Genomic DNA, 21,673 nt, shown 5'->3' with positions numbered 1-21,673 from the left:
GAGGAGAGATTATGAGCATAAAGTCAGTTTTTCTTTTCGTTTTCGTCGCACTTTTTACATTTGGACTAAACGCCCATTCGTTCGGGCAGACCCCGGCGGTCGCTCCAAATGAGCTGGCCAAATACATCACCGACAATTACACAAAACGCGAAGTGATGATTCCGGTGCGTGACGGCATCAAGCTTTTTACTGCGATCTACGAGCCTAAGGATAAGTCGCAAAAGTATCCTATGCTCCTCAATCGGACACCATACACGGTCGGACCGTACGGCGTGGCCAACTTTAAGCAAAGCCTCGGTCCCGACCCGTTATTTGCCAAGGAAGGCTACATCTTTGTCTATCAGGACGTACGCGGCAAAACGATGAGCGAGGGCGAATTTATGGACGTTCGGCCCGATATCGCGAATACTGACAAGACCAAGATCGACGAATCGACCGACACCTACGACACTATCGATTGGCTGGTCAAAAATGTAGATAACAATAATGGCCGGGTCGGAACGTATGGCATTTCTTACCCCGGATTTTATACGAGTGCGGGCTCGATCGATTCGCACCCGGCACTAAAAGCGTGTTCGCCACAGGCACCGGTCTCTGATTGGTATATGGGCGATGATATGCATCATAACGGTGCTATATTCCTGACTCAAAACTTCAATTTTTTCACAAGTTTTGGCCAATATCGCCCGTCGCCGAATTTTGATTTTAAGTACGTAAAGAGCTGGACCGGCCCGCGCCCGACAGATGCGTATAATTACTTCCTCAACGCGGGCGGGCTAAAAGAGATCGCCGACGAGTATGAAAAGAATCTCGGGGTTCGGATCAAGTTTTGGGATGATATGATGCAGCACCCCAACTACGACCAGTTTTGGAAGGATCGCAATATTCTCACAAAACTCAAGAACATCACGTGTGCGACTATGACCGTTGGCGGCTGGTATGACAACGAAGACCTTTACGGAGCCCTTGGTACATATCGACACATCGAGAAACAGAACCCCGGCATCTTTAATGTGCTTGTCGTCGGCCCTTGGGATCACGGCGGTTGGTCGCGAAATGACGGTGACTGGCTCGGAACGGCATACTTCGGACAAAAAACCGGCGAATACTTTCGCCAAAATATGGAAGTCCCCTTTTTCGGCCATTTCCTAAAAGACAAGGGTGACATTTCCAAGATCAAAGAGGTAAACGCGTTTGATACAGGCTCGAACGAATGGCGTGCTTTCGACAATTACAGTCCATCTACAAGTACAGACACGCCGCTTTATTTGACCGCTGGCGGCACCGCTCGGTTTGAGTTGCCGGCGAGTACCGGGGGATATTCCGAATACGTTTCCGACCCTTCGAATCCGGTTCCGTATACACAGAAGATCACGAATAATTATCCGCGTGACTTTATGACCGAAGACCAGAGATTTGCATCAACACGACCGGACGTATTGGTCTTTCAGACCGCTCCGCTCACTGAGGACCTCACCATCGCCGGCGATATTAAGCCGACATTGTTCATTTCCTCGACCGGCACGGATTCGGACTTTGTCGTTAAGCTAATCGACGTATTTCCGAATGATTATCGCTATCCGGCGGGCGAAAAGCCGCCGCAAAACTCAGCATGGAGCGTATTTCAGCCCGGCGGTTATGAAATGCTGCTGCGCGGTGAACCGATGCCGGCACGATTCCGGAACGGATTTGAAAAGGGTGTTCCGCTTACGCCGAATGCTCCGACCAAACTTGCATTTACAATGCCGGGCGTCACGCATACTTTTAAGAAGGGCCATCGCGTGATGATCCAGATCCAGAGCACGTGGTTTCCGCTCGTGGCACGCAATCCGCAGAAGTTTCTTACAAATAACAAAATTGGTACCGCGGCCGACTTTCAGAAAGCAACTCAGCGTGTCTATACCGGCGGACGTTACCAATCGGCGATCATCCTGCCGATCCAGAAGTAGTAGTTAAACCACAAGACGAAGAGAAAATTAATGAAAAGACTTACGATCGTGCTATTGGCAACTTTTGTTTTATCGGCTGCCGTTTATTCTCAATCGGTTGACACTGTCTACAAAGAGGGCGTTGCACTTCTGCAGGCGGGTAAATATATCGAAGCTGCGGAAAAATTTCGAACAGTGATCGCAGTCCGAAAGGACGTGCCGACCGCTTATTATTTTCTTGGACTGTGTTACCAAAACCAAAAAATGCACAAGGAATCGATCCTTTCGCTTCAGGAAGCTGTACGGATAAAAGCCGACTATTTCGAAGCGTGGGTCCAACTCGGCAACGAACTTGATTACGACGATCGTTATTCCGAAGCTGTTCTGGCTTATCAATCAGCGATCGGGATACGTCCGCGGGACTCCCAACCGTATTTTGAATTAGGTGTCGCTCACAAGTCCAAAAAGAAATATGCAGAAGCCGAGACCGCGTTTAGATCGTCGATCGAGCTCAACCCAAACTACGCGCCGGGTTATCTACAGTTGGCAGTAACGCTGCAATATCTAGGTAAAGCGAACGAGATCGTCACTTTGTTAAATAAGGGACTCGCACTCGCAGGTGACAATGCTGAGTTTCATCGCCAACTCGGCCTCGCATACAACTCACTAAAGAAATATCCTGAGGCAAAGTCCGCATATGAGAAATGTCTCGTTCTCCAACCGGCAAACAGCCAGTGTCAGTATGGGCTCGGCAATATTCAATACAATCAGGGTCTATATGCGTCGGCGATCCCATTTTATCTCAAATCCGTGGCGATCACCCCGAAGTGGTACGATGCCAATTTTTATCTTGCCGAAAGTTATAGAATGACACGAAATTACGCCAATGCTGTCATATACTTTAAGGCGGCGATCGATCTCGACAGCAGTGAACCACGCGGCTACTATCGCCTTGGCCTCGCTTACAATTCGCAGGGAAATAAGGTAATGGCCCGACAGCAATATGAGTCTCTCAGGCCGCTGGATCCGGCGTTGTCCAACGATCTGTTGAAGGTAATAAACGGTAAATAGTCTAACTTGGAGAAATGGTTCCCGTTTAGGTACATTCGGGAACCAAGGAGAATGAATGCCAGTTAATGCAATTATATTTGGTGTGATTTTGATCGTTATCGGCGGAGTAGGATATGTTCACGGAATGATGAACGAAAAGGCCAGTATTACGGCCCTGATCCCTGCGTTTTTCGGGATCGTATTGGCCGGCCTCGGTGCTGCGGCAAATGCGAGCGAGGGTATGCGAAAGCATATTATGCATGTAGCAGTTACAGTCGCATTACTCGGTTTTATACTTACGGCGGGACGCCTGGTTTCGAAGATCGGCGAGTTGTCGATGTCCGCAGCCGTCGTCTCACAGATCGCGATGGCCGCGATTTGCCTGATCTATGTTGTCCTGTCGATACGCTCGTTTATCGCGGCCCGACAGGCAGGCATCGTCTAGGCCTTAGTTCGATCGCTGCGGTTAAGTATTATTTCAACCTCGAGCCCGCCGTTCTTATTGCGTGCGGTGATAGTGCCCTTGTGTGCCTGTATCGCCCGGTCCGCGATCGCCAATCCAAGACCGATGCCCCCGGTTCGTCGTTCGCGGGCCTCACCTACGCGGTAAAAAGGCCTGAACAGATTTGCGAGTTCCTCCTCCGGAACGCCGCCGCCGTGATCGGCGATCTTTATGACCGCCTTGTCGGCATTGGCATCCAGCGATACGTCTACGTCCGAACCATCCACCGTGTATCGCACGGCATTTCGCAAGACATTTTCGACTGCACTTCTCAGAAGATTGTCGCTACCGACGACGCGGCAATCGTCGATCTTCGACATTTTAACTGACTTACCTTTCGCTTTTGCTTCAAAATCAGCATCTTCTGAAACGTCACTGACTAGATCGGCAAGGTCTATCCATTCATGTTCGAGGTCGTCAGCACCGCCTTCGAGCTTGGCAAGAATCAAAATGCGGCCGATCATTTCGTTGAGGCGGTCCGATTCCTTCTCGATCCTTGCGAGTAGCGGCAATGAATCCGGCCCTGCCTTTTGCTTTGCGATCTCGAGTGCCACGTTCATACGGGCTAGCGGCGAGCGAAGCTCGTGAGAAATGTCCTGTGTAAGCCGTGCCTGCGAAGTCACGAGCGACTCGAGTCGCTCGGCCATAACGTCAAAATCACGAGCCAGGTCAGCCAGTTCGTCACGGCGGCGCCCGATCTGCGGTAAGACACGAGTCTTAAGGTCACCAGCGGCCAATCCTCGCGTCGCTTCCCTTATCTTTCGGATCGGCGAGGTCAAATTGAGTGCAAGCAGGTAGCACAGGGCGAGACCGGTCAGTAGCAATCCGCTTAGCCGAAAGAGCCCAATCCACGAACCAAAAAATAATGATGGCGGACCAGTCCGCTCCCATTGCAAAACTAGTACAAATTTGCGGCCGTCCGGGAAATCTACCGGTGCAGCACCGATCGAACGATCCTCGCTAGAAAAATCCACCTCTGCGGTCCGACTCGTCAGTGTCCGGCCGATCAGCTCTCGTGAGTCCTCAATATCGTCCGTGGTGCCGTACCATACATTACCATCCTCGGCGACCAGATCGACCTCACGTGGCGGCTCGAGATCGCGTAGCCTGGTCAAAAATGCCTTGACGCCCGATTCGCCCTCGCCGTTTGCGATCTGTGTTGCGGTGCCGGCGTAAACGATCATCTGGTTACGCGTTGACCGTTGCACGCGGTTCATCATCGGCTCGGTCTGAAACGAACGCGTAACAAAAAGAATGACGACGTTCGACAGAGCGATCGCTACCAAAAACCACAAAAAGATCTTTATGAATAGCTTCATACTAGAGTGTAAATATATCCAACCGACCGTATCGTCTTGATACGGTCACTTCCGTCAGCCCGCGGCCCCATTTTCTTACGCAAGTTGCTGATATGCATATCCAGACTGCGGTCAAAGGCTGAAAGTTTACGTTCGAGGACGCTTTCACTAAGATCCTCTTTCCGAACGATCTTACCAGCCTCACTTAGAAGTTCTCGCAGCAGTTCGAACTCGACCGATGTCAGATTAACGTCGGTACCATCAACGGATACCAGACGCGATGCCGGAGCTAATTCTACTCCGTCGATGTTGATCTTTTCCGACGCAGTTGTCCCGTCATCGTCTCCGGCGGCTCTCCTGAGGATCGCGCGTAGCCTAGCGGCTAGTTCCCTCGGATTGAACGGTTTGGGCAAATAGTCGTCAGCACCGATCTCGAGTCCAACGATCCGCTCCATATCATCGCCGCGAGCCGTAAGCATTATCACCGGCAGTTTAGACTCGAGCCGTAAATTCCTCAGAACGTCGAATCCATTCATCTTGGGTAACATTACGTCAAGAATCGCCATATCGTATTCGCCCGACAGTGCCGCGGCCAATCCGCTCTCGCCGTCATTGACCGACGAGACGTCAAACCCCTCAACAGTCAGGTATTCTGAGACCAGTTCGCACAACTCTTCGTCGTCATCGATGATGATTATCTTATTCATACCTGAAAGCATTCTACGTCATAAATGTCCGCCGTGGGGGCGGTTTTACAATTCTTTACACAAACTCACAATTGTCCTACATTCGGGCAGATGTCGATTTCGTCTTACTGTTTAGAGGCGAACAAAGTCGCCGGATACCAGTGATAATAAATATGGAGACACTTATGAAAAAGATAATTGTTGGAATTTTAGCAGTTGTGGTACTTGTGGGCGGCGCCATTTTTGTAGTGGCTCAGAGAGCCGCTCACAGGGGTATGGGCGAATTCGGCGGACGTCGCGGCGGCCCGGGTATGGCGATGATGTTTCTGCGGGGTTTGGACCTGACCGATGTGCAAAAAGCCAAGGTCAAGGAAATAACCGAAGCAAGCAGAACCAGCATTGAACCGCTCGCTCAACAGATGCGTGACGGTCGCAAACAGCTTGCCGATCTAGGTACTGACGGATCGTTCGATCAAGCAAAGGTCGAGGCGATCGCGGCCGAGCAGTCAGCTCTTATGGGCAAAATGATCGTTGAAAAGGAAAAGACAAAGGCCCAGATCTTTGCGATCCTGACCGACGAGCAAAAGGCTAAGGCGGCTCAACTTAAGCAAGACCGTGCCGGACGCGGCAAAGGCCACAGGGGATTTGGCAGGGGATTTGGCTCTCCGGTTGGTGGAGATGTTAAGTAATTGCAGTATATTGCAGAACGAGACGGCCGCAGGACTTCGGTTCTGCGGCCCCTTTAATTGTGCAGGGCGACACCCCGAACAATGGTATGTCGGACCGAACCGTCGGCATCCAGCAACACGATATCGGCACACTTTCCTTCGTCCAGTGATCCGAGTTGGTCGTCCATACCGATAAGCCGAGCGGGATTTCGCGACGACATTAAAGATAATTCACGATTTGAATAGCCGAGCTTGGACATTTGGCGAAATGCGTCGAGCATATTTATCACCGAACCGGCGATGCTTCCTCGTTCGTTTCGTGTTCGACCAGCTGTGACCGACACGTTTTCACCCCAGAGCTCAAAGCTGCCGTCACCGAGTCCCGTTGGGGCGACCGAATCGCTGATCAGCAAAACGTTCTCCGGCAATTTAGCATCGACTGCCAGTTTTAACATTCGCGGCTCGACGTGGATGCCGTCAACAATAATGTCGAAGGTCACATCGCTCTTGGTCAGAGCCCATCCCGCGACTCCGAGATCGCGATGATGTATGCCCGTCATAGCGTTATAGAAATGCGTCATATGCCGTGCACCGGCCGAAAAGGCAGCATCAAGCGTGGCGACGTCGGCATTTGTGTGCCCGATCAACGGAACCCAGCCTTCGCTGACGAGTAGCCGGATCAGGTCGATTCCACCAGTTACCTCGGGTGCCAGGGTCGTCAAATGTGCACCGCTTTTCAGTCGCGGCAGGTCGATCGACAGTGTGTCGCCAAATCGTTTGAAATACTCGGGCCGCAGTGCTCCGCACATTTTTTCATTCGCAAATATGCCCTCATAATGAACGCCCACAGCCTGTGCAACCGGCTTTCCGCCCTGCAAGGCACAAAGCTTTTCGATCTCACCGATCACTCTGTGATAGTTCGCGTCCGAATCCGGAACAAGCGTCGGCACCCAGGATGTGATGCCATTTGCGGCTAAGAATTCCGCGACGCGGAGCATATCGTCAGCGTCTGCCTCGTTAATATCCACGCCAACTGCCCCGTGAATATGAACGTCGATAAAACCCGGAAACGCTGTCAACCCGGTGCCGTCGATGACCATATCCACCCCCGAATCGAGTGTGCTCGTCGAGATTTTGGTTATGCGGCCATTCTCGATCAGAATTGAGGCTGGTTTACTTGTCGACAATGTCGAAAGCTCAGCATTTTTGATCAGGATCGATGCCATATTTCGATTTTTTCACATTCCCGGCGAAAAGCGAAAGACCCGCAGATCCTCTCGGAACTACGGGCCTCTCGGCTAGATCAAAGTATCATGCTTAGAAGTTTAGCTTGATACCGAGTTGGATAACACGCGGATCGCGATACGAGGTCACCTGACCGAACGTCGAAGAACCGTTTCCGCCGGTGCTCGTTCCGATCGGCATATTTGTCGGTCGAGTCGTAGCATTCCAAACCACTGTGCTCAAAGCACGGAAGTTGGTCCAGTTCATCACGTTAAATGCCTCACCACGCAACTGCAGACGAAAACGCTCACTGAAACGGATGTTCTTCGAAAGCGTAAAGTCTACTCTGCGTGTGCTGGGGCCGTTGATGATACCGCGGCCGCCATCGCCAACACGGTTCGTGATCGGGAAATTCGGATCGGTACTGCTGATCGGAGTAACCTGAAAACAAGACGTGTCAAACCACTGCTGTACTGTATGCGAAGCATTAGCATTCGGATCACATGTCAGATTAGGACGGGCACCCGCGACCAGTGCCGGGATCAATCCAAGTCCTGCTGCGTCAAACGCTGACGCCGTCGGCGTAAACGGAAGTCCAGTCTGATATGTCACAATTCCCGATGCCTGCCATCCGCCCAGCACCTTACCCGCAAAGCCCTTTTGATCCTTGAAGAACGGAATTTCGTACACATAGTTGATCGTCAATACGTGACGGCGATCAAGTGCGGCACGACCCTTTTCAAGGCTCATATCGTAGGTGTTCTGCGGCGAGGTCGAACGATCGTTCTGAGCATCTGTCAGATTCTTAGCCCACGTGTATGCTACGTTGACCTGCGATGCACCGTCGAAGCGATGCTGTCCCGAGAACTGAAGACTGTGATAGCTCGAATTGTAACGTGTCTCAACTGCCTGGATCGAACGATAACCGCGGTACGGCCTGATCTGATCAAGTATAGCAGTTGCTGCCGAACTCAAGAATGCGGTTCCGGCGACCATACACGGTCCAAGCGTGACGCCCGGGCCGCCGATATATGTCGCACCGGTCGCACATCCGGTAGCTCCGCGACCGATCGCCGCATTCGGCTGGAGTAGGTTCTTTTCAAAACCGCCGATCAGGTGGGTTCCCTTCGAACCATAGTAACCGACGGTGACAACCGTCTTGCTGGTCAACTGACGCTGAACGTCCAGCGACCAATGCTGCATATACGGCGTCTTCCAATTCGGGTCAATCGAACGGATATTTGCGGCTGCTGCTCCTGCAACAACTGCGGTACAACCGCCCGGCGTCGGATTAGCAAGGTTGGTACCCGTAACGGAACACGTCTGCTGGAATGGCGGATTGAGTCCGATCATCTGCAGCACCATACCGTTCAGTACCTGTTCGTGATAGATACCGTAGCCCATACGGACCGAGGTATCACCCTTGCCGAACGGATCCCACGCAATACCGACGCGAGGTGCAAAGTCCTTCTTGGAAACATCCAGGATAAACTTGCCCCAAGGCGACTGTGTGGTCGTGCAGTTCGGGAATCCAACGTTGTTTTGTGAGTTGTTGATCATTCCGTTACAGAAGTTTCCGGTTCCGACCACGCGGTTACCCGCACCTGTCACTGCCGGAGCAGCGGCCGGATTCCACAATTCGGGAACGAAATTCGTCAACCGTCCGTTCTTGTCCCACGGCGAACCGAAGAACGAATATCGAACACCGGCATAAAGCGTAATGTTACGACGGATCTTCCATTCGTCCTGAGCAAATGCTTCAAAAGCCTTTTGACGAAGGTCCGCTGTGTAGTCGTAGCTTGCCTGTGTGAACGATACGTTCGTTCCCATCAGGAAGTTTGCCCACAACTGCTGGGTCGTATTACCGCCGGTTGCAATGACGTTAGCAGTTCCACCCGGTGTGTTGAATCCGGAGAAGATACCTTCGTTATTACCGGCAAGAGCATTTTCGTTCTTGCGGTACTTCGAGTACATCGCTCCAAACTTCATCGTGTGATTGCCCTTGATCCAAGTTGCCGAGCCGGCTGTATTGGCCTTCCAGGAGAAGTTGTCATACGGGCCGAAGCTCTGAAGAGCACTAAATCCGTTTCCGCTGATCGTTGGAACGCGATCACGCTGATTCGTATAAGCAAGCGGCGGATTGATCGGCGAACGTGTACGAGCAAGCAGTCCGATGTTTTCGCTGAGGATCGCACCATATCCAAAGGTATAGCGTGCTTCGACGATCAGCGACGGGGTCAGAGCATAGGTCGTCTGGAACGTATGAGTTTTGCCGGGCGAGTTCGTCGACGTTGTCGAAACTCCCGGAAGACCGGAACCTGACGAGAACAACGAGTTAACATCGATCGTCGGGATCTTGTCCTGCTGATATCTGTAGTACATCGACCATTTGTCCGAGAAACTGTGGTCGATCTTCAAAACCTCTTGGCGAAAATCCGCGACATTTGGTGCAACCGCGATCAACTGGTTTGCGATCGATGTGTTCGGCAATGGCAGATTGTTGTAAACAAATTGAATGTACTGTGCGGCAACCGGATTAACGTTCGGCAAAGTGGAGTTTGCAGCCTGAGTCAGAGTACAAACCGCTCCTGTTGCCTGCAGACAGATAGGAACCGTAAAGAAAGCAGCACGCTGCTGAGCAGTCGGAACCGTTGAGGTCAGCGTCTGTGAGCGGCGGTCTTTACGCTGCTCTTCCGAGAAGAAGAAGAAGGTCTTTTCCCATCTGCGGAACCAACTCTTGTCGTTTTCGCCAAAGTTCAGGAAGAAAACGGGGCCGCCAACCGTAAATCCATAGTTGTTGTAACGAAATGGAGGCCGAATCGCCTTGCCGTCTGCGTTACGGCCGAGAACCGGATTGGTCTGGCTGTTAATGAGCGGCGAATTTGCATTGAATTTGTCATTACGAACAAATTCGAAAGCGCTGAATCTGAACTGGTTCGTACCGCTGCGGGTAACGACGTTGACCTGTCCGCCGCCGCTTCGTCCCGACTCTGCCGGATAAAGCGAACGGAGAACGCGAAACTCGCCGATCGAATCGATGCTAGGGTAAGCCTGGATCGTCAGATTTGAACCGCGATCAGTGATGTCCGCACCGTCAACCGTAAAGGTATTTTGGCTCGAACGTGCACCGTTGACCGAGATCGAAACGATGTTCGCCTGGCCGTCCGGGTTCACTGTTCCCTGATACACCTGATCCGAGAGGTCATTAGTGACGCCCGGAGCGAGTGTTATAAGCTGTGTGAAATTACGGTTATTGATCGAAAGTTCGCGAACCTGATCGCCATTGATGACCGTACCGCTAGTTGGCGACGTTAGGTCGACACTCACCGGGTCGGCAGTAACCGTGACGGTTTCCGAGATATTACCGGCCGTCAGCGTAACATCGACCGTGCGGCGTTGGCCCACGTCGATCTTAATGTCGGTGCTGACTGCTTTTTTGAAATTGGCGGCCTCGACCGTGACACTATAAGTACTGATAGCCATATTTGGAGCGGAAAACTGGCCGTCTCCATTCGTGGTTAAGGTACGTACAACGAGATTTCCTTTCGAGGGGTCCGTTATTGTAACGGTGGCACCCGCAACCGCGGCGCCATTGGCGTCGCGAACGTTGCCTGCGATCGATCCTGTGACCTCTTGTGCGAATGATACCGCACTAAACGAGAGTAGGCAGGAGATCGCAAAAATTAACGAAAACAATGCTTTTTTGCTCATATTTTCCTTTCCTTTGTCGATTTTTCTTCTGAAGCCAAGAGTTTAATCCATAAGGAATATTGACATTTATGGAGATTTATTCAAATTTTCGTTATCACTCAGGATACAAAAAATACGTCCAAATCCTGTAAATGTAATAAAATGGCTACTTTCTTACAGTCGTGCTAATTCTTTTATGTTCACAACTCTGAACTGACTATTTGTAAAGCAAATATAATGCCCGACGACGCGCAAATTCTTCATTTTTTGTACGCATCGCATCGTCGATCATCTGCGGCGTGTCGCCGCGTTTGACCGATTCGAGCACTTCGGCGTTTACAAGCAGTCTGGCGTATTTCTCGACTTGCCAGTCGGATGGGTAGAGTTTTCGCAATCCGGCAGCTATTTCAAAGCCGGTTCGGACCGAGTTGAAAGAGTCGCGATCGGTGACAATGATATTAATACCGCTGCATTCTTCGTCCTTAAAGACGGAGGTCGTGGGCTTAAATCTTACGGGTACAAACCGCACACCTTTGATATTTCGATGATTCAGAAACGCGGCAAGCTTTCGGCCGTCCAACCACGGAGCACCGACGATCTCAAAGGGCGTGTCAGTCCCTCGACCGACGCTGACATTTGTCGTCTCCAGCAGCCCGATGCCGGGATACAGAGTTGCCTCGGTCAAAGAACGCATATTCGGGCTCGGGTTGACCCAAGTCTGTCCTGTCTCGTCAAACCACATAGCCCGCGTCCAGCCTTCCATCTTGATCACCCGGAGGTCAGCACCGATCTTTCGCTCGGCGTTCATCATTTGCCCGAGTTCGCCGATCGTCAGGCCATAACGCACAGGCGTCGTGTGGGCGGCAATGAAGGAAAGTTTATCTTCGTCGGCAAGCGAACCTTCGACGGCGTTGCCGTTTATCGGGTTTGGACGGTCGAGAATGAAGACGGGCTTCCCTGCCTTTGCCGCCTCCTCCAGGACATTCTTGAGCGTCGCCGTGTAGGTATAAAATCTCGCTCCGATATCCTGAATGTCATAGACGATCGCGTCGAGATCCCTAAGTTGCTCCGGCTTGGGCCGCCGGGTTTCGCCGTAGAGCGAGTATATCGGCAACCCAGTTTTCTCGTCTTTACCATCGTCGATCTTTGCCTGATCGAGTTCCCCGCGAATGCCGTGTTCCGGTGCAAACAGCGACACAAGTTGTACATTCGGAACTTCTTTCAGGATGTCGATCGTCTGCTTACCGGCAAGGTTGCGTCCGGTATGATTGGTGACAAGCCCGATCTTAAGGCCTTCGAGCTGTTTGAACTTGTCGCGTTCGAGAATGTCGATGCCGTTGAGGACTGGAGCGGCAAGCATCTTGCTTGCCACCGGCGAGGCCGCCGATGCCGTTGCTGCCGGACGATTCGCAGCCGCGACGAATTTCCTAAATCGCGGCACCTGAGCAGCGATCGCAGAATTATATGTACTCTCAGCGAGCCTATAAACCTCGATCGGCGTGTCTTCTATCGCGGACGCGACAACGGTCGCGACCTTCGCCCGCACCGGTGTAACATCACCTTTGCCGTCCGGGTGAACGCGGTTCGAGAGGAAAACAACAAACGTCCCCGAAACCCGGTCGATCCAAACGCTCGTCCCCGTAAAACCCGTATGCCCAAACGACCCAAGCGGAAAAAGCTCGCCGCGATTGGACGAGAACGAAGTATTAATATCCCACCCAAGCCCACGTGCATCTCCCGTTTCCGAAACCACGATCGGAGCGGTCATTCGTGCGACGGTCTGAGCTGACATCACCCGTTTCCCAACCAGCGTCCCGCCGTTCAGCAGCATTTGGCAGTAACGGGCGAGATCGTCAGCGGTGGAGAAAAGACCTGCGTGGCCGGCAACACCGCCCATTCGAAATGCAGTCGGATCATGCACTTGTCCGCGCAAAATCTTGTCCCCAGTTTTTGCGTCGCCTTCAAAAGTCGAACCGAGATAATTACTCTGACCTCTTATGTTCTCCGCTGGGGCATAATCTGTGTTATTCGTACCCTCCGTGATTACACGGTCGTGAACAAAGATCTTCCTTGGATTCTTCAGATCAACAAACCGCGTGTCGCCGTGCACGAATGTAGGCTTCGCAGTCAGCGGGTCAAGAAATGTTTCTTCCGCAAATAGGTTTAATGGTCTACCCGTAATTCTAAAGACAATGTCTCCCAGCACAATAAACCCAATATCCGAATAAACAAACCTCGTCCCCGGCGGATTTCTCAGTTTCTCCTTCTTTAATGCCGCGAGCATGCCATCCCGCCCGGTCCATTTTTCGCCGAGGTCGAAATCGGGACGGTAGCCGGAGGTGTGCGTGAGAAGCTGTTGGATGGTGACTTTCTTCGCTTCGGGGTCGTCGATATCGGGAATGTACATCCCGATCGTATCGTTCAGGCGAAGTTTGCCTTGTTCGACGAGGATCATTATCGACGTAGCAGTTGCTATCGGTTTTGTTAAGGACGCGAGATCAAAGATCGTATCGACCGTCATTTTTTCGACCGTCGGAACTAATGAGCGGTTGCCGTAGGCTTTGCGGAAGACGATCTTTCCTTTGTGCCCGACCAGCACGACCGCACCGGGAAGTTTTTTATCTTTGATCGCGTCGGCAACCAGAGCGTCGATCTGATTCAGCTTCGCCGCGTTCATCCCGACCGTTTGCGGTGCCGCAACCGGTAGACCCTGTGAGGGAGAACTAACCGCAGATAAACACAGAAGAACGCCGATAAAAAGAGAAAGCCAAAAAAAGCTCCGAAATCTGCTAGTCATAATGTGATCAAATCTTGGAATAAATAAATAATTTCTTATCTGCGTTATCCGCGTTTATGTGCGGCTATTTATTTTCGGGCTTTTAGCTCTTTATCGCGTTCGATAAAGCTCTCTTTGCAAAGTCTCGAAAATTCTTTCGCGATCGGCGAAAAATATCCACCTCTAAGCCGCGCAAGCCCTAGTTCCCATTGGATCTCAGCTCCCTCGATGCCCCACGACACGAGTTTGCCGTCGCGGATCTCCTTCGACACGGACTTGGCACCGGCGATCCCGACACCCAGATTATTTTCGACCATTTGGTTGATCGCTTCCTGCCGCGAAAGCTCCATCACGACGTTCGGCCGGACATTCGCTGCGTTGAAAAACTCGTCAACCATTCGGCGAGTATTACCGCCGCGTTCGCCGAGTATCAGTTTTTCTCCGGCAAGTGCTGCGGCAGAAATAAAGCGCTCTTTGGCAAACCTATGCGTCGGGTGTGCGATCGCGACGATCTCATCGCTAAATAATAGATCGGCCGTGATGCTCGAGTTTTCGACCGGGAGCGACACAAACGCGGTGTCGATCTCGCCGTGCATTATCTTATCGACCAAAGCGTTACTCGTACCCGAGCTTACGCAAAGCTCCGAATTCGGAAACTTTACGCGCAGCATTTGCATAATGCCCGGCAGTTGCTGGGTAGCAAACATCGCTGACGCTGAACCGATCCGCAGTCGCCCGTGCTCGGCACCACCAAGCTCGGCGATCTCCGCCAGGGCCGTATCGTGTTCGCGCAGGATCTTTCGGGCACGTTCGAGCAGGTACTCGCCCGCCTCAGTGATGATCACTCGCCTCGGCGTCCGCGTAAATAGCGGCAGTCCGACCTCGTCCTCGAGTTGCCTGATCTGCATTGATATCGCTGCCTGCGTGACGTTGACGCGGCGAGCCCCAGCCGTGAACGTCTTAGCTTCGGCAATCGCCAAAAATGCCTTTAGTTGTCTTATCTCCATAGGTCGTCCGCGCTCCGAATGTGCGATTAGTTTAGCTTATCGACTACATAAAATCCGTTAAATTTGATTATAAGTCAAGTATGCCCAAGAATAGAAGTGTTCATTTTCGCATTTCACCTGTTCGCCGATGCCGAAAATTACCAAAACTAAAAGTCGCAAGGGCCGGTCGTACCTTCTATATCTGGGAGTTGACGGAGGCGGCACAAAAACTAATGTCGCGTTGATGAATGAGGCAAAGGAAGTCGTCGCCGAAGGCACCGGCGGGCCGTCGAATCCTCTACGGGTCGGCGTCGAAACGGCCGTCGCAAATATTGCTAAAGCCATCGATGCCGCCTGTGACTCGGGCGGCGTTTCGCGCGGCGACATCGTCGGAGCAACACTCGGCCTCGCCGGCGTTCGCCGACAGGACATTCGTGAACGCGTTCGTGAGAGCTTTGGCCTTCGATTTCGGGTCCGTAAGGTTAGAGTCACCACCGATGCGGAAATAGCTCTTTACGGCACTACGCTCGGCAAGGCCGGCATCGTCGTTATCGCCGGGACGGGGTCGATCTGTTTCGGTATTAACGAGGCGGGCGAGACGGCAGTCGCCGGAGGTTGGGGCCCGGTCGCGGGCGACGAGGGCGGCGGCCGAGGCATCGCCGGCGAAGCCCTGCATCGGGTGGCTAAGGCATCGGACGGCCGCGGCCCGGCAACTAAGTTGAGCGACAGTGCGGCCGAATATTTTCGTGCTTCAAATATCGAAAATCTGATCGGTGCGATATACGCCCCGAAGATGGACAACAGCCGCATCGCCGGATTTGCCAGATTCGTCTCCGAAACCGCCGCAGACGGTGATAAGATCGCGATCGAGATATTGGAGGATGCAGGCCGAGAACTTGGCACAGCGGCGGCCGCCGTAATCACCAAATTGGGGCTTCAGGATATGGCGATCCCGGTGGGTTGCGTAGGTAGCGTATTTAACGCAGGTGACCTGGTGACAGCCCCAATGAGGGCGATCATTAAACGCGTCGCCCCAAAAGCAAAACTGGCGGAACCGCTGATGCCGCCATCGCACGCAGCCGCATTGATGGCTCTCGAAAACGGAACAAATGGATCTGGACGCTAAAACCATTGCCTTGCCGGTCACCGAGCAAGAGAACTCGAAAACCGCGGCGATCGATACTCTGCCGACGCTCGATGCCGCCCGGCTCATTAATAATGAGGACAAACTCGTTGCCGACGCGGTCGAAAGCGTCCTGCCGGTTATCGCATCAGTGGTCGATCGCATAGTCGAGCAGATCAAGGGTGGTGGGCGGCTGTTTTACGTCGGAACCGGCACCAGCGGTCGGCTAGGCGTACTCGACGCATCCGAGATCCCGCCGACGTTCGGCGTCCCGTATGAGATGGTGCAAGGCGTCATCGCCGGCGGATATGATGCATTGTATAAGGCAACCGAATCGAGCGAAGATGACTTCGATCAAGGGCCCGAAGACCTGCGTCAGCGAAATTTGGATTCAAATGACGTCGTCATCGGCATTGCGGCATCCGGCCGAACGCCGTACACGATCGGTGCCGTCAGATACGCCCGATCGATCGGTTGCTTTACGGCTTGCCTGACCTGTGTTCCTGATTCTGCGATCACGGCCGAGGCAGAATCATCGATCATTCCGGTCGTCGGCCCCGAAGCCATTACCGGATCGACCCGTATGAAAGCGGGAACTGCCCAAAAAATGGTTCTTAATCTGATCTCGACGCTGACGATGATCCGCCTCGGATACGTCAAGGGCAACCGGATGACTAACGTCAAGTCATCGAATATCAAACTAAAAGAGCGTTCCCTGCGTATTTTGATGGCGGAAACTGCTCTTGACGAACGCTCGGCCGCAACGCTGCTCGAGGAGGGCGGCGGTGACCTGCGTGTGGCACTGGTTATGTTTATTACACGCAAAGGTCCTATTGCGGCACGTGACGCACTCGAGCGCACCAACTTTGTCGTTGCAGATGCTGTGTTACTCTTGGAAAATTAAGTTTTAATTTAAGACAGACCTTTTCGCTCGTCCCCGAATTGCTATGCAAACACTCGACCTGATCATCATCTTTGGGTACCTGATCGGCATTACCGCCTTCGGTATCCTTTTTTCCGGCAAACAGGAAACTACCGAGGACTACTTTGTAGGTGACAGATCAGTGCCCTGGTGGGCGATCGCGATGTCGATCGTTGCGACAGAAACGAGCACGATCACATTCGTATCAGTGCCGGGCATCGCATTTGCCAAAAACGGCAATTTTCAATTCTTGCAGCTTGTCTTCGGCTATATGCTCGGCCGCATCGTGATCTCGGTCATATTTATCCCAATGTATTTCAAGGGCGAGTTGCAGACCGTGTATCAATTGCTCGGCGACCGCTTTGGCACGCGTGTCAAGATGCTGGCGTCGGCTCTCTTCGTTGTAATGCGTAACGTCGCCGACGGCGTGAGACTGCTTTTGACGGCGATCGTTCTGGCGGCAGTTTACACATCATTTAATCCGGGATCGGACGCGACGACCATTATTATCGGCTCGATCGTCTTGTTGGGTATCGTGATGATCATTTTCACCTTTTACGGTGGAATGGAAGCGGTTATCTGGGTCGAGGTCGTGCAACTCGTCATCTACATCGGCGGCGCGATCGCTGCAGCGGTCGTACTTATTCAAAATATCGACGGCGGATTTTCGCATGCAGTCGCTCTCGGCGAACAGTTCAACAAATTCAGCGTATTCGATTTTGGTTGGGATATGACCAAGACATATACGTTTTGGGCGGGCCTTTTCGGCGGCTGTTTTCTGACAATGTCGACTCACGGCACTGACCAATATCTGGTTCAGCGTTATCTTTGCACCAAAAAGCCGGCGTCGGCATCGCTCGCTTTGCTTTCGTCCGGAGCAGTCGTACTTGGGCAATTTATCGGATTTTTATTTATCGGCGTTCTGCTGTTCGCGTTTTACGCTCCGTTCAATTCGCCGGACTATGCTCAGGCCGGCGTTGTCGGATCCGGGATCTCGGCCAACTTCCCTTTTCTAAAAGGTGACCAGGTTTTTCCTAATTTCATTACCGAGCATATGCCGCCCGGACTTTCCGGCTTGGTTGTAGCGGCGATCTTTGCGGCGGCGCTGTCGTCATCGCTCAATTCCATTGCCGCAACGGCGGTCAATGACCTTTACAAACCGTTTGCTAAAAACAAGTCGGACGGTCATCTGGTCAAATTGGCCGGTTGGCTGACGGTGATCGTCGGCATAATCCAGATCCTCGTTGCCATCGCGTTTATGAAGTCCGGCGAGTCTGCCCTGGCTCTCGCTCTGTCAGTCGCATCGTTGATCAACGGGCCGATACTCGGCGTCTTTCTGGTTGGCACGTTTCTCAAGCGGGCCCGCGAAATTCACGCTTTGATCGGTATGATCGCGAGCATATCATTGATGCTGTATATCTTGCTCGGCACCAAGGTCGCTTGGACGTGGTACGCTCTGATCGGCAGCATTACAACCGTAGTGGTCGCATTTTTAGCGACTCTGATCTTACCCAACAACAAAGATGAAGTTTCTGTTTAGTCTAGTAATATCGCTTATATTGATTCTGAACTCGCTAGCCGGCACCGCGCCGACCCGCCCCGTTCAGTCTCAGGGGTGGAGTCCGTCTAAAAAGGCGTGGAGTCACGCCGATAAAGTCCTAGAAAAGATGTCGGTCGAGGAAAAGGTCGGCCAACTCGTCCACGTCGGGGTAAACGCCAAATTTGCTAACCGCGAGAGCCCTTTTTTTAAGGACCTCCAGCGGCAGGTGGTCGAGAATAAGATCGGCGGGATCATCTTTTTCGGTGCACCGCTTTACGAAACGACGATTCTTGCCAATCGTATGCAGTCATTGGCAAAATTGCCTCTACTGATGTCGCTCGATGCCGAAACCGGTATTGGAATGCGTTTTGAAGACGCGACGAACTTCCCCTGGGCGATGGCCGTTGCCGCAACCGGCGAACCGGAGTATGCCCGCAGAATGGGCGTTATCACAGGACGCGAGGCAAAGGCGATCGGCATCCGGCACGTTTATGCTCCGGTACTGGACGTCAATAATAATGCCGCTAATCCCGTTATCAACGTCCGGAGTTTTGGCGAAGATCCGTCCGATGTAGCACGCTTTGGCGTCGCCTTTGCTCAGGGCATCCAGAGTCAAAAGGTCATTGCCACCGCCAAGCACTTTCCCGGACACGGCGACACCGCAGTCGACTCGCACCGCGGGCTCCCCATCATTGATCACTCTCGCGAGAGCCTCGAAAAAACAGAATTGGTGCCCTTCCGAGCCGCCGTAAAAGGCGGGATCGCGTCGGTAATGATCGCTCACATTGCTCTGCCCCAGATCGACGGCGAAGAGATCAAGCCGCTTGCCAACTATCGCGGCGGCGATGCCGAGGCCGGGGCCGAGATCGTTAAGGAAAAGGCGACGATACCCGCGACGCTTTCCTACAAAGTTCAAACCGATATTCTTCGCAAAGACCTTGATTTTAAGGGGCTGATCGTTTCCGATGCGATGAGTATGAGCGGCCTGACGATCTACTTTACACAGGAGGAAGCGGGCGTCCGAGCTTTTCTCGCCGGCACCGATATCCTCGAAAAGCCGGCGGATGTCGATGCTATGCTGCGTGGCCTCACCGATGCTGTCAAAAGCGGCCGTATTCCGATGGAGCGGCTAAATGAATCGGTTCGACGGCAGCTTGCGTGGAAATACGAGGTCGGCCTATTCGACGACCGCACTACTCCGGTCGATCAGATAGATCAGATCGTTTCGGGCGTCGAAACTACAAAGTTGACTGACGACATCGCGACCAAGGCCCTTACGCTCGTCAATAACGGAGGCGGAGCGATCCCGCTCGATCGGTCGAAACGCATCGCCGTTCTAGGCATATCAAATGGGTTTGACGGCCCACAGACTATGGCGAGCCTAAACGGTTCGCTCCGTGCGGCCGGCGTTCGATTCACCCCGGCATATCTCCAGGAAAATTCGACGCCTGAGCAAATTGCCGCTGCAGCCGCCACCACTGCCGGCGCCGATATCGTCGTCGTGGGACTATATGGCCGCGTTCGGTCGGGTGCCAAAAACAGCGTCGGCATTCCCGATGGGGGTGCGGCGTTGCTAAAAGATCTGATAGCCGCTAAAAAGACGGTGGTCGGCGTCAGTTTTGGCAATCCGTATGTACTTGGTTCATTCCCGGAGATAAACGCTTACCTCGTCGCCTATGGCGACATGCCGAGCCTCCAACGGGCGGTTGGTCGTGCCCTCACGGGCCAACAGGATATTACCGGACGTTTGCCGATCACTCTGCCGGGTCTTTTCGCCCGCGGCATGGGAATTCAATTGTTAAAGAAATAGAAAACTCGTCCGGCGATCGTGGCTAGTGCGTTCCGTAACATCGCCGACAAAAATACTTATGGCTCAAGCTTGGGAGATCGAGAATTTTCTCGACATTCGCGACAACCAACTCTATTTCAACGGTATTTCTGCCGTCGCTCTCGCTCGTGAATTCGGAACACCGCTTTTCATTTTCAGCGAGGACCGAATTAGGCACAATATCTCAAGGCTAAAACGGGCGGAGTTTGCCATAGGCTGTCCGCTAAAGGTCTGTTACGCCGCTAAGGCGAATTCGACTATGGGAATTCTCCGTGCCGTAAAGGACGCTGGCAGCGACCTTGAGGTGAATTCCGGCGGTGAGCTTTGGAAAGCACTCGAGATCGGATTTACCGGCGATCAGATCATATTCAACGGCACCAGCAAAGAGGTCTGGGAACTCGAAATGGCGATCAATGCCGGAATCTACGCGATCCAGGTCGATTCCGTTTACGAACTCTCGCTGATCGAATCAACGGCCCAAAGACTCGGTAAACGGGCAAATGTCAGTCTTCGTCTTGTTCCGGAGATCGAAACAAGCACTCATTCGGGCCTGCAAACGGCGTTACGGACATCAAAATTCGGAATGATGCCTGACGAAGCCTTTTCCGCATTCGATCGATATTCCAATTCGCCGCATCTGGATCTGTGCGGCGTTCACCTGCATATCGGATCGCAAAACCCCGAGTCAGAACCATACGCCAAGGCATTTACGATGTTGTTTGAGAGTCTTTTGAGGGTGTACCGCGAAACAGGCATCCGTCTCAAGCACATTAATCTCGGCGGTGGATTTCCCGTCAACTATCTGCGTGATCGGAGTCTCGAATCTGCGTTTCCCTCCGAGCAGAGGGCGATGTTTCAGGCCGACTTTGAGCCATCCGATGCGATCCGCGAGGCTTGGGACGCTGTCAGGATCATCGCCGAGTCGGCAGGTGCTGCCGATCTGCTCAATGGTATTACTTTGCTGATCGAACCGGGTCGGAGCGTTGTCTCGGACGCCGGCGTCTGTCTGACGACGGTCCGAAATCACAAATCGCGACCCGTAGACGATGAGTCCCACCGGACGGACGAATGGCTCTTGACGGATGCCGGCTTTAATATCCTGCTGTCGATGGAAACGTACAAGTGGTACTACCACCTGATATCGGCGGAGCGTTCGGCTGAAAATCACGACACGCCGTACAAACTCGCAGGCCCACTCTGCGACGGCGGCGATGTGTATTTTGACATCGAGGGCCAAAACCGCCTGCCAGACCATCGACGTCTGCCGGCGGACGTCAAAACGGGTGAAATTCTCGCGTTGCTCAACTGCGGAGCCTATTCGCTTGCTCAGGCGTCACAGTACAACGGACGTTTTCTGCCGCCCGTCATATTGATCCGCTCAAACGGAACCGCCGAGGTCATCCGCGAACGCGATAGTTTTGCGGATCTCGTCGCGAGGGATATTTATTAGAA

15 protein-coding genes are annotated in these 21,673 nt (G+C 52.8%); 9 read left to right on the top strand and 6 right to left on the bottom strand.

The genetic code is table 11. The features are described 5' to 3' along the window. Positions 1 to 11 precede the first annotated feature (11 nt). From IPQ00_06265 to IPQ00_06255, 3 genes are read left to right on the top strand one after another with little or no spacing between them, the layout of a single operon-like run. On the top strand, positions 12 to 1,949 hold the full coding sequence (locus IPQ00_06265; GenBank protein MBL0240167.1) for a CocE/NonD family hydrolase: 1,938 nt from the start codon (positions 12 to 14) through the stop codon (positions 1,947 to 1,949). 30 nt (positions 1,950 to 1,979) lie between these two features. Beyond that, entirely contained in the window at positions 1,980 to 2,999 is a 1,020-nt protein-coding gene (locus IPQ00_06260; GenBank protein ID MBL0240166.1) for a tetratricopeptide repeat protein, read from the top strand. A gap of 55 nt (positions 3,000 to 3,054) precedes the next feature. Then, positions 3,055 to 3,423 (top strand): hypothetical protein, encoded by a 369-nt coding sequence (locus IPQ00_06255; protein MBL0240165.1) that lies wholly within the window; start codon positions 3,055 to 3,057, stop codon positions 3,421 to 3,423. Here IPQ00_06255 and IPQ00_06250 read toward each other — a convergent pair. Together IPQ00_06250 and IPQ00_06245 are read right to left on the bottom strand one after the other, a co-directional pair. Beyond that, complete coding sequence (locus IPQ00_06250) at positions 3,420 to 4,799, bottom strand: HAMP domain-containing protein (protein MBL0240164.1); 1,380 nt, start codon at positions 4,797 to 4,799, stop codon at positions 3,420 to 3,422. The two genes, IPQ00_06255 and IPQ00_06250, sit on opposite strands and share 4 nt — an antisense overlap. Next, entirely contained in the window at positions 4,796 to 5,485 is a 690-nt protein-coding gene (locus IPQ00_06245) for a response regulator (protein MBL0240163.1), read from the bottom strand. The genes IPQ00_06250 and IPQ00_06245 overlap by 4 nt, the downstream gene beginning before the upstream one ends. A gap of 164 nt (positions 5,486 to 5,649) precedes the next feature. On the opposite strand from IPQ00_06245, the gene IPQ00_06240 reads away from it, so the two are divergent. Further along, positions 5,650 to 6,153: a Spy/CpxP family protein refolding chaperone gene (locus IPQ00_06240; GenBank protein ID MBL0240162.1), complete on the top strand. Its 504-nt coding sequence runs from the start codon at positions 5,650 to 5,652 to the stop codon at positions 6,151 to 6,153. Between the two features lie 53 nt (positions 6,154 to 6,206). Here the strand turns inward: IPQ00_06240 and nagA are convergent, their stop codons facing one another. From nagA to IPQ00_06220, 4 genes are all read right to left on the bottom strand, one after another. Beyond that, on the bottom strand, positions 6,207 to 7,358 hold the full coding sequence (nagA, locus tag IPQ00_06235) for an N-acetylglucosamine-6-phosphate deacetylase (protein ID MBL0240161.1): 1,152 nt from the start codon (positions 7,356 to 7,358) through the stop codon (positions 6,207 to 6,209). A 91-nt stretch (positions 7,359 to 7,449) separates the two neighbouring features. Continuing rightward, the gene (locus IPQ00_06230) at positions 7,450 to 11,067 is read right to left on the bottom strand and encodes a carboxypeptidase regulatory-like domain-containing protein (GenBank protein MBL0240160.1); all 3,618 of its coding nucleotides are present in this window, start codon (positions 11,065 to 11,067) and stop codon (positions 7,450 to 7,452) included. Positions 11,068 to 11,263: 196 nt separating this feature from the next. After that, positions 11,264 to 13,843, bottom strand: coding sequence for a DUF1343 domain-containing protein (locus IPQ00_06225; GenBank protein MBL0240159.1), 2,580 nt, complete (start codon positions 13,841 to 13,843; stop codon positions 11,264 to 11,266). Between the two features lie 68 nt (positions 13,844 to 13,911). Then, entirely contained in the window at positions 13,912 to 14,829 is a 918-nt protein-coding gene (locus IPQ00_06220; GenBank protein MBL0240158.1) for a LysR family transcriptional regulator, read from the bottom strand. A 127-nt stretch (positions 14,830 to 14,956) separates the two neighbouring features. Between IPQ00_06220 and IPQ00_06215 the strand changes: the two genes are divergently transcribed. Genes IPQ00_06215 through lysA form a run of 5 tightly spaced genes read left to right on the top strand, consistent with a single transcriptional unit; the run spans position 14,957 to position 21,671 of the window. After that, positions 14,957 to 15,934 (top strand): hypothetical protein, encoded by a 978-nt coding sequence (locus IPQ00_06215; protein MBL0240157.1) that lies wholly within the window; start codon positions 14,957 to 14,959, stop codon positions 15,932 to 15,934. Further along, complete coding sequence (gene murQ / locus IPQ00_06210) at positions 15,918 to 16,835, top strand: N-acetylmuramic acid 6-phosphate etherase (protein ID MBL0240156.1); 918 nt, start codon at positions 15,918 to 15,920, stop codon at positions 16,833 to 16,835. Before IPQ00_06215 ends, murQ begins: the two co-directional genes overlap by 17 nt. A 43-nt stretch (positions 16,836 to 16,878) precedes the next feature. Then, the gene (locus IPQ00_06205; protein MBL0240155.1) at positions 16,879 to 18,393 is read left to right on the top strand and encodes a sodium/solute symporter; all 1,515 of its coding nucleotides are present in this window, start codon (positions 16,879 to 16,881) and stop codon (positions 18,391 to 18,393) included. Beyond that, on the top strand, positions 18,377 to 20,203 hold the full coding sequence (locus tag IPQ00_06200) for a glycoside hydrolase family 3 C-terminal domain-containing protein (GenBank protein ID MBL0240154.1): 1,827 nt from the start codon (positions 18,377 to 18,379) through the stop codon (positions 20,201 to 20,203). The genes IPQ00_06205 and IPQ00_06200 overlap by 17 nt, the downstream gene beginning before the upstream one ends. A 58-nt stretch (positions 20,204 to 20,261) precedes the next feature. Beyond that, positions 20,262 to 21,671: a diaminopimelate decarboxylase gene (lysA, locus tag IPQ00_06195; GenBank protein MBL0240153.1), complete on the top strand. Its 1,410-nt coding sequence runs from the start codon at positions 20,262 to 20,264 to the stop codon at positions 21,669 to 21,671. Positions 21,672 to 21,673: the final 2 nt, after the last annotated feature.

The sequence above is a fragment of the Chloracidobacterium sp. genome, assembly GCA_016720705.1.
In the GTDB taxonomy this organism is placed as follows: Bacteria; Acidobacteriota; Blastocatellia; order Pyrinomonadales; family Pyrinomonadaceae; genus OLB17.
The sequence above is the reverse complement of the archived record's forward strand: the minus strand, read 5'-3'. Positions and strand labels throughout refer to the sequence as shown.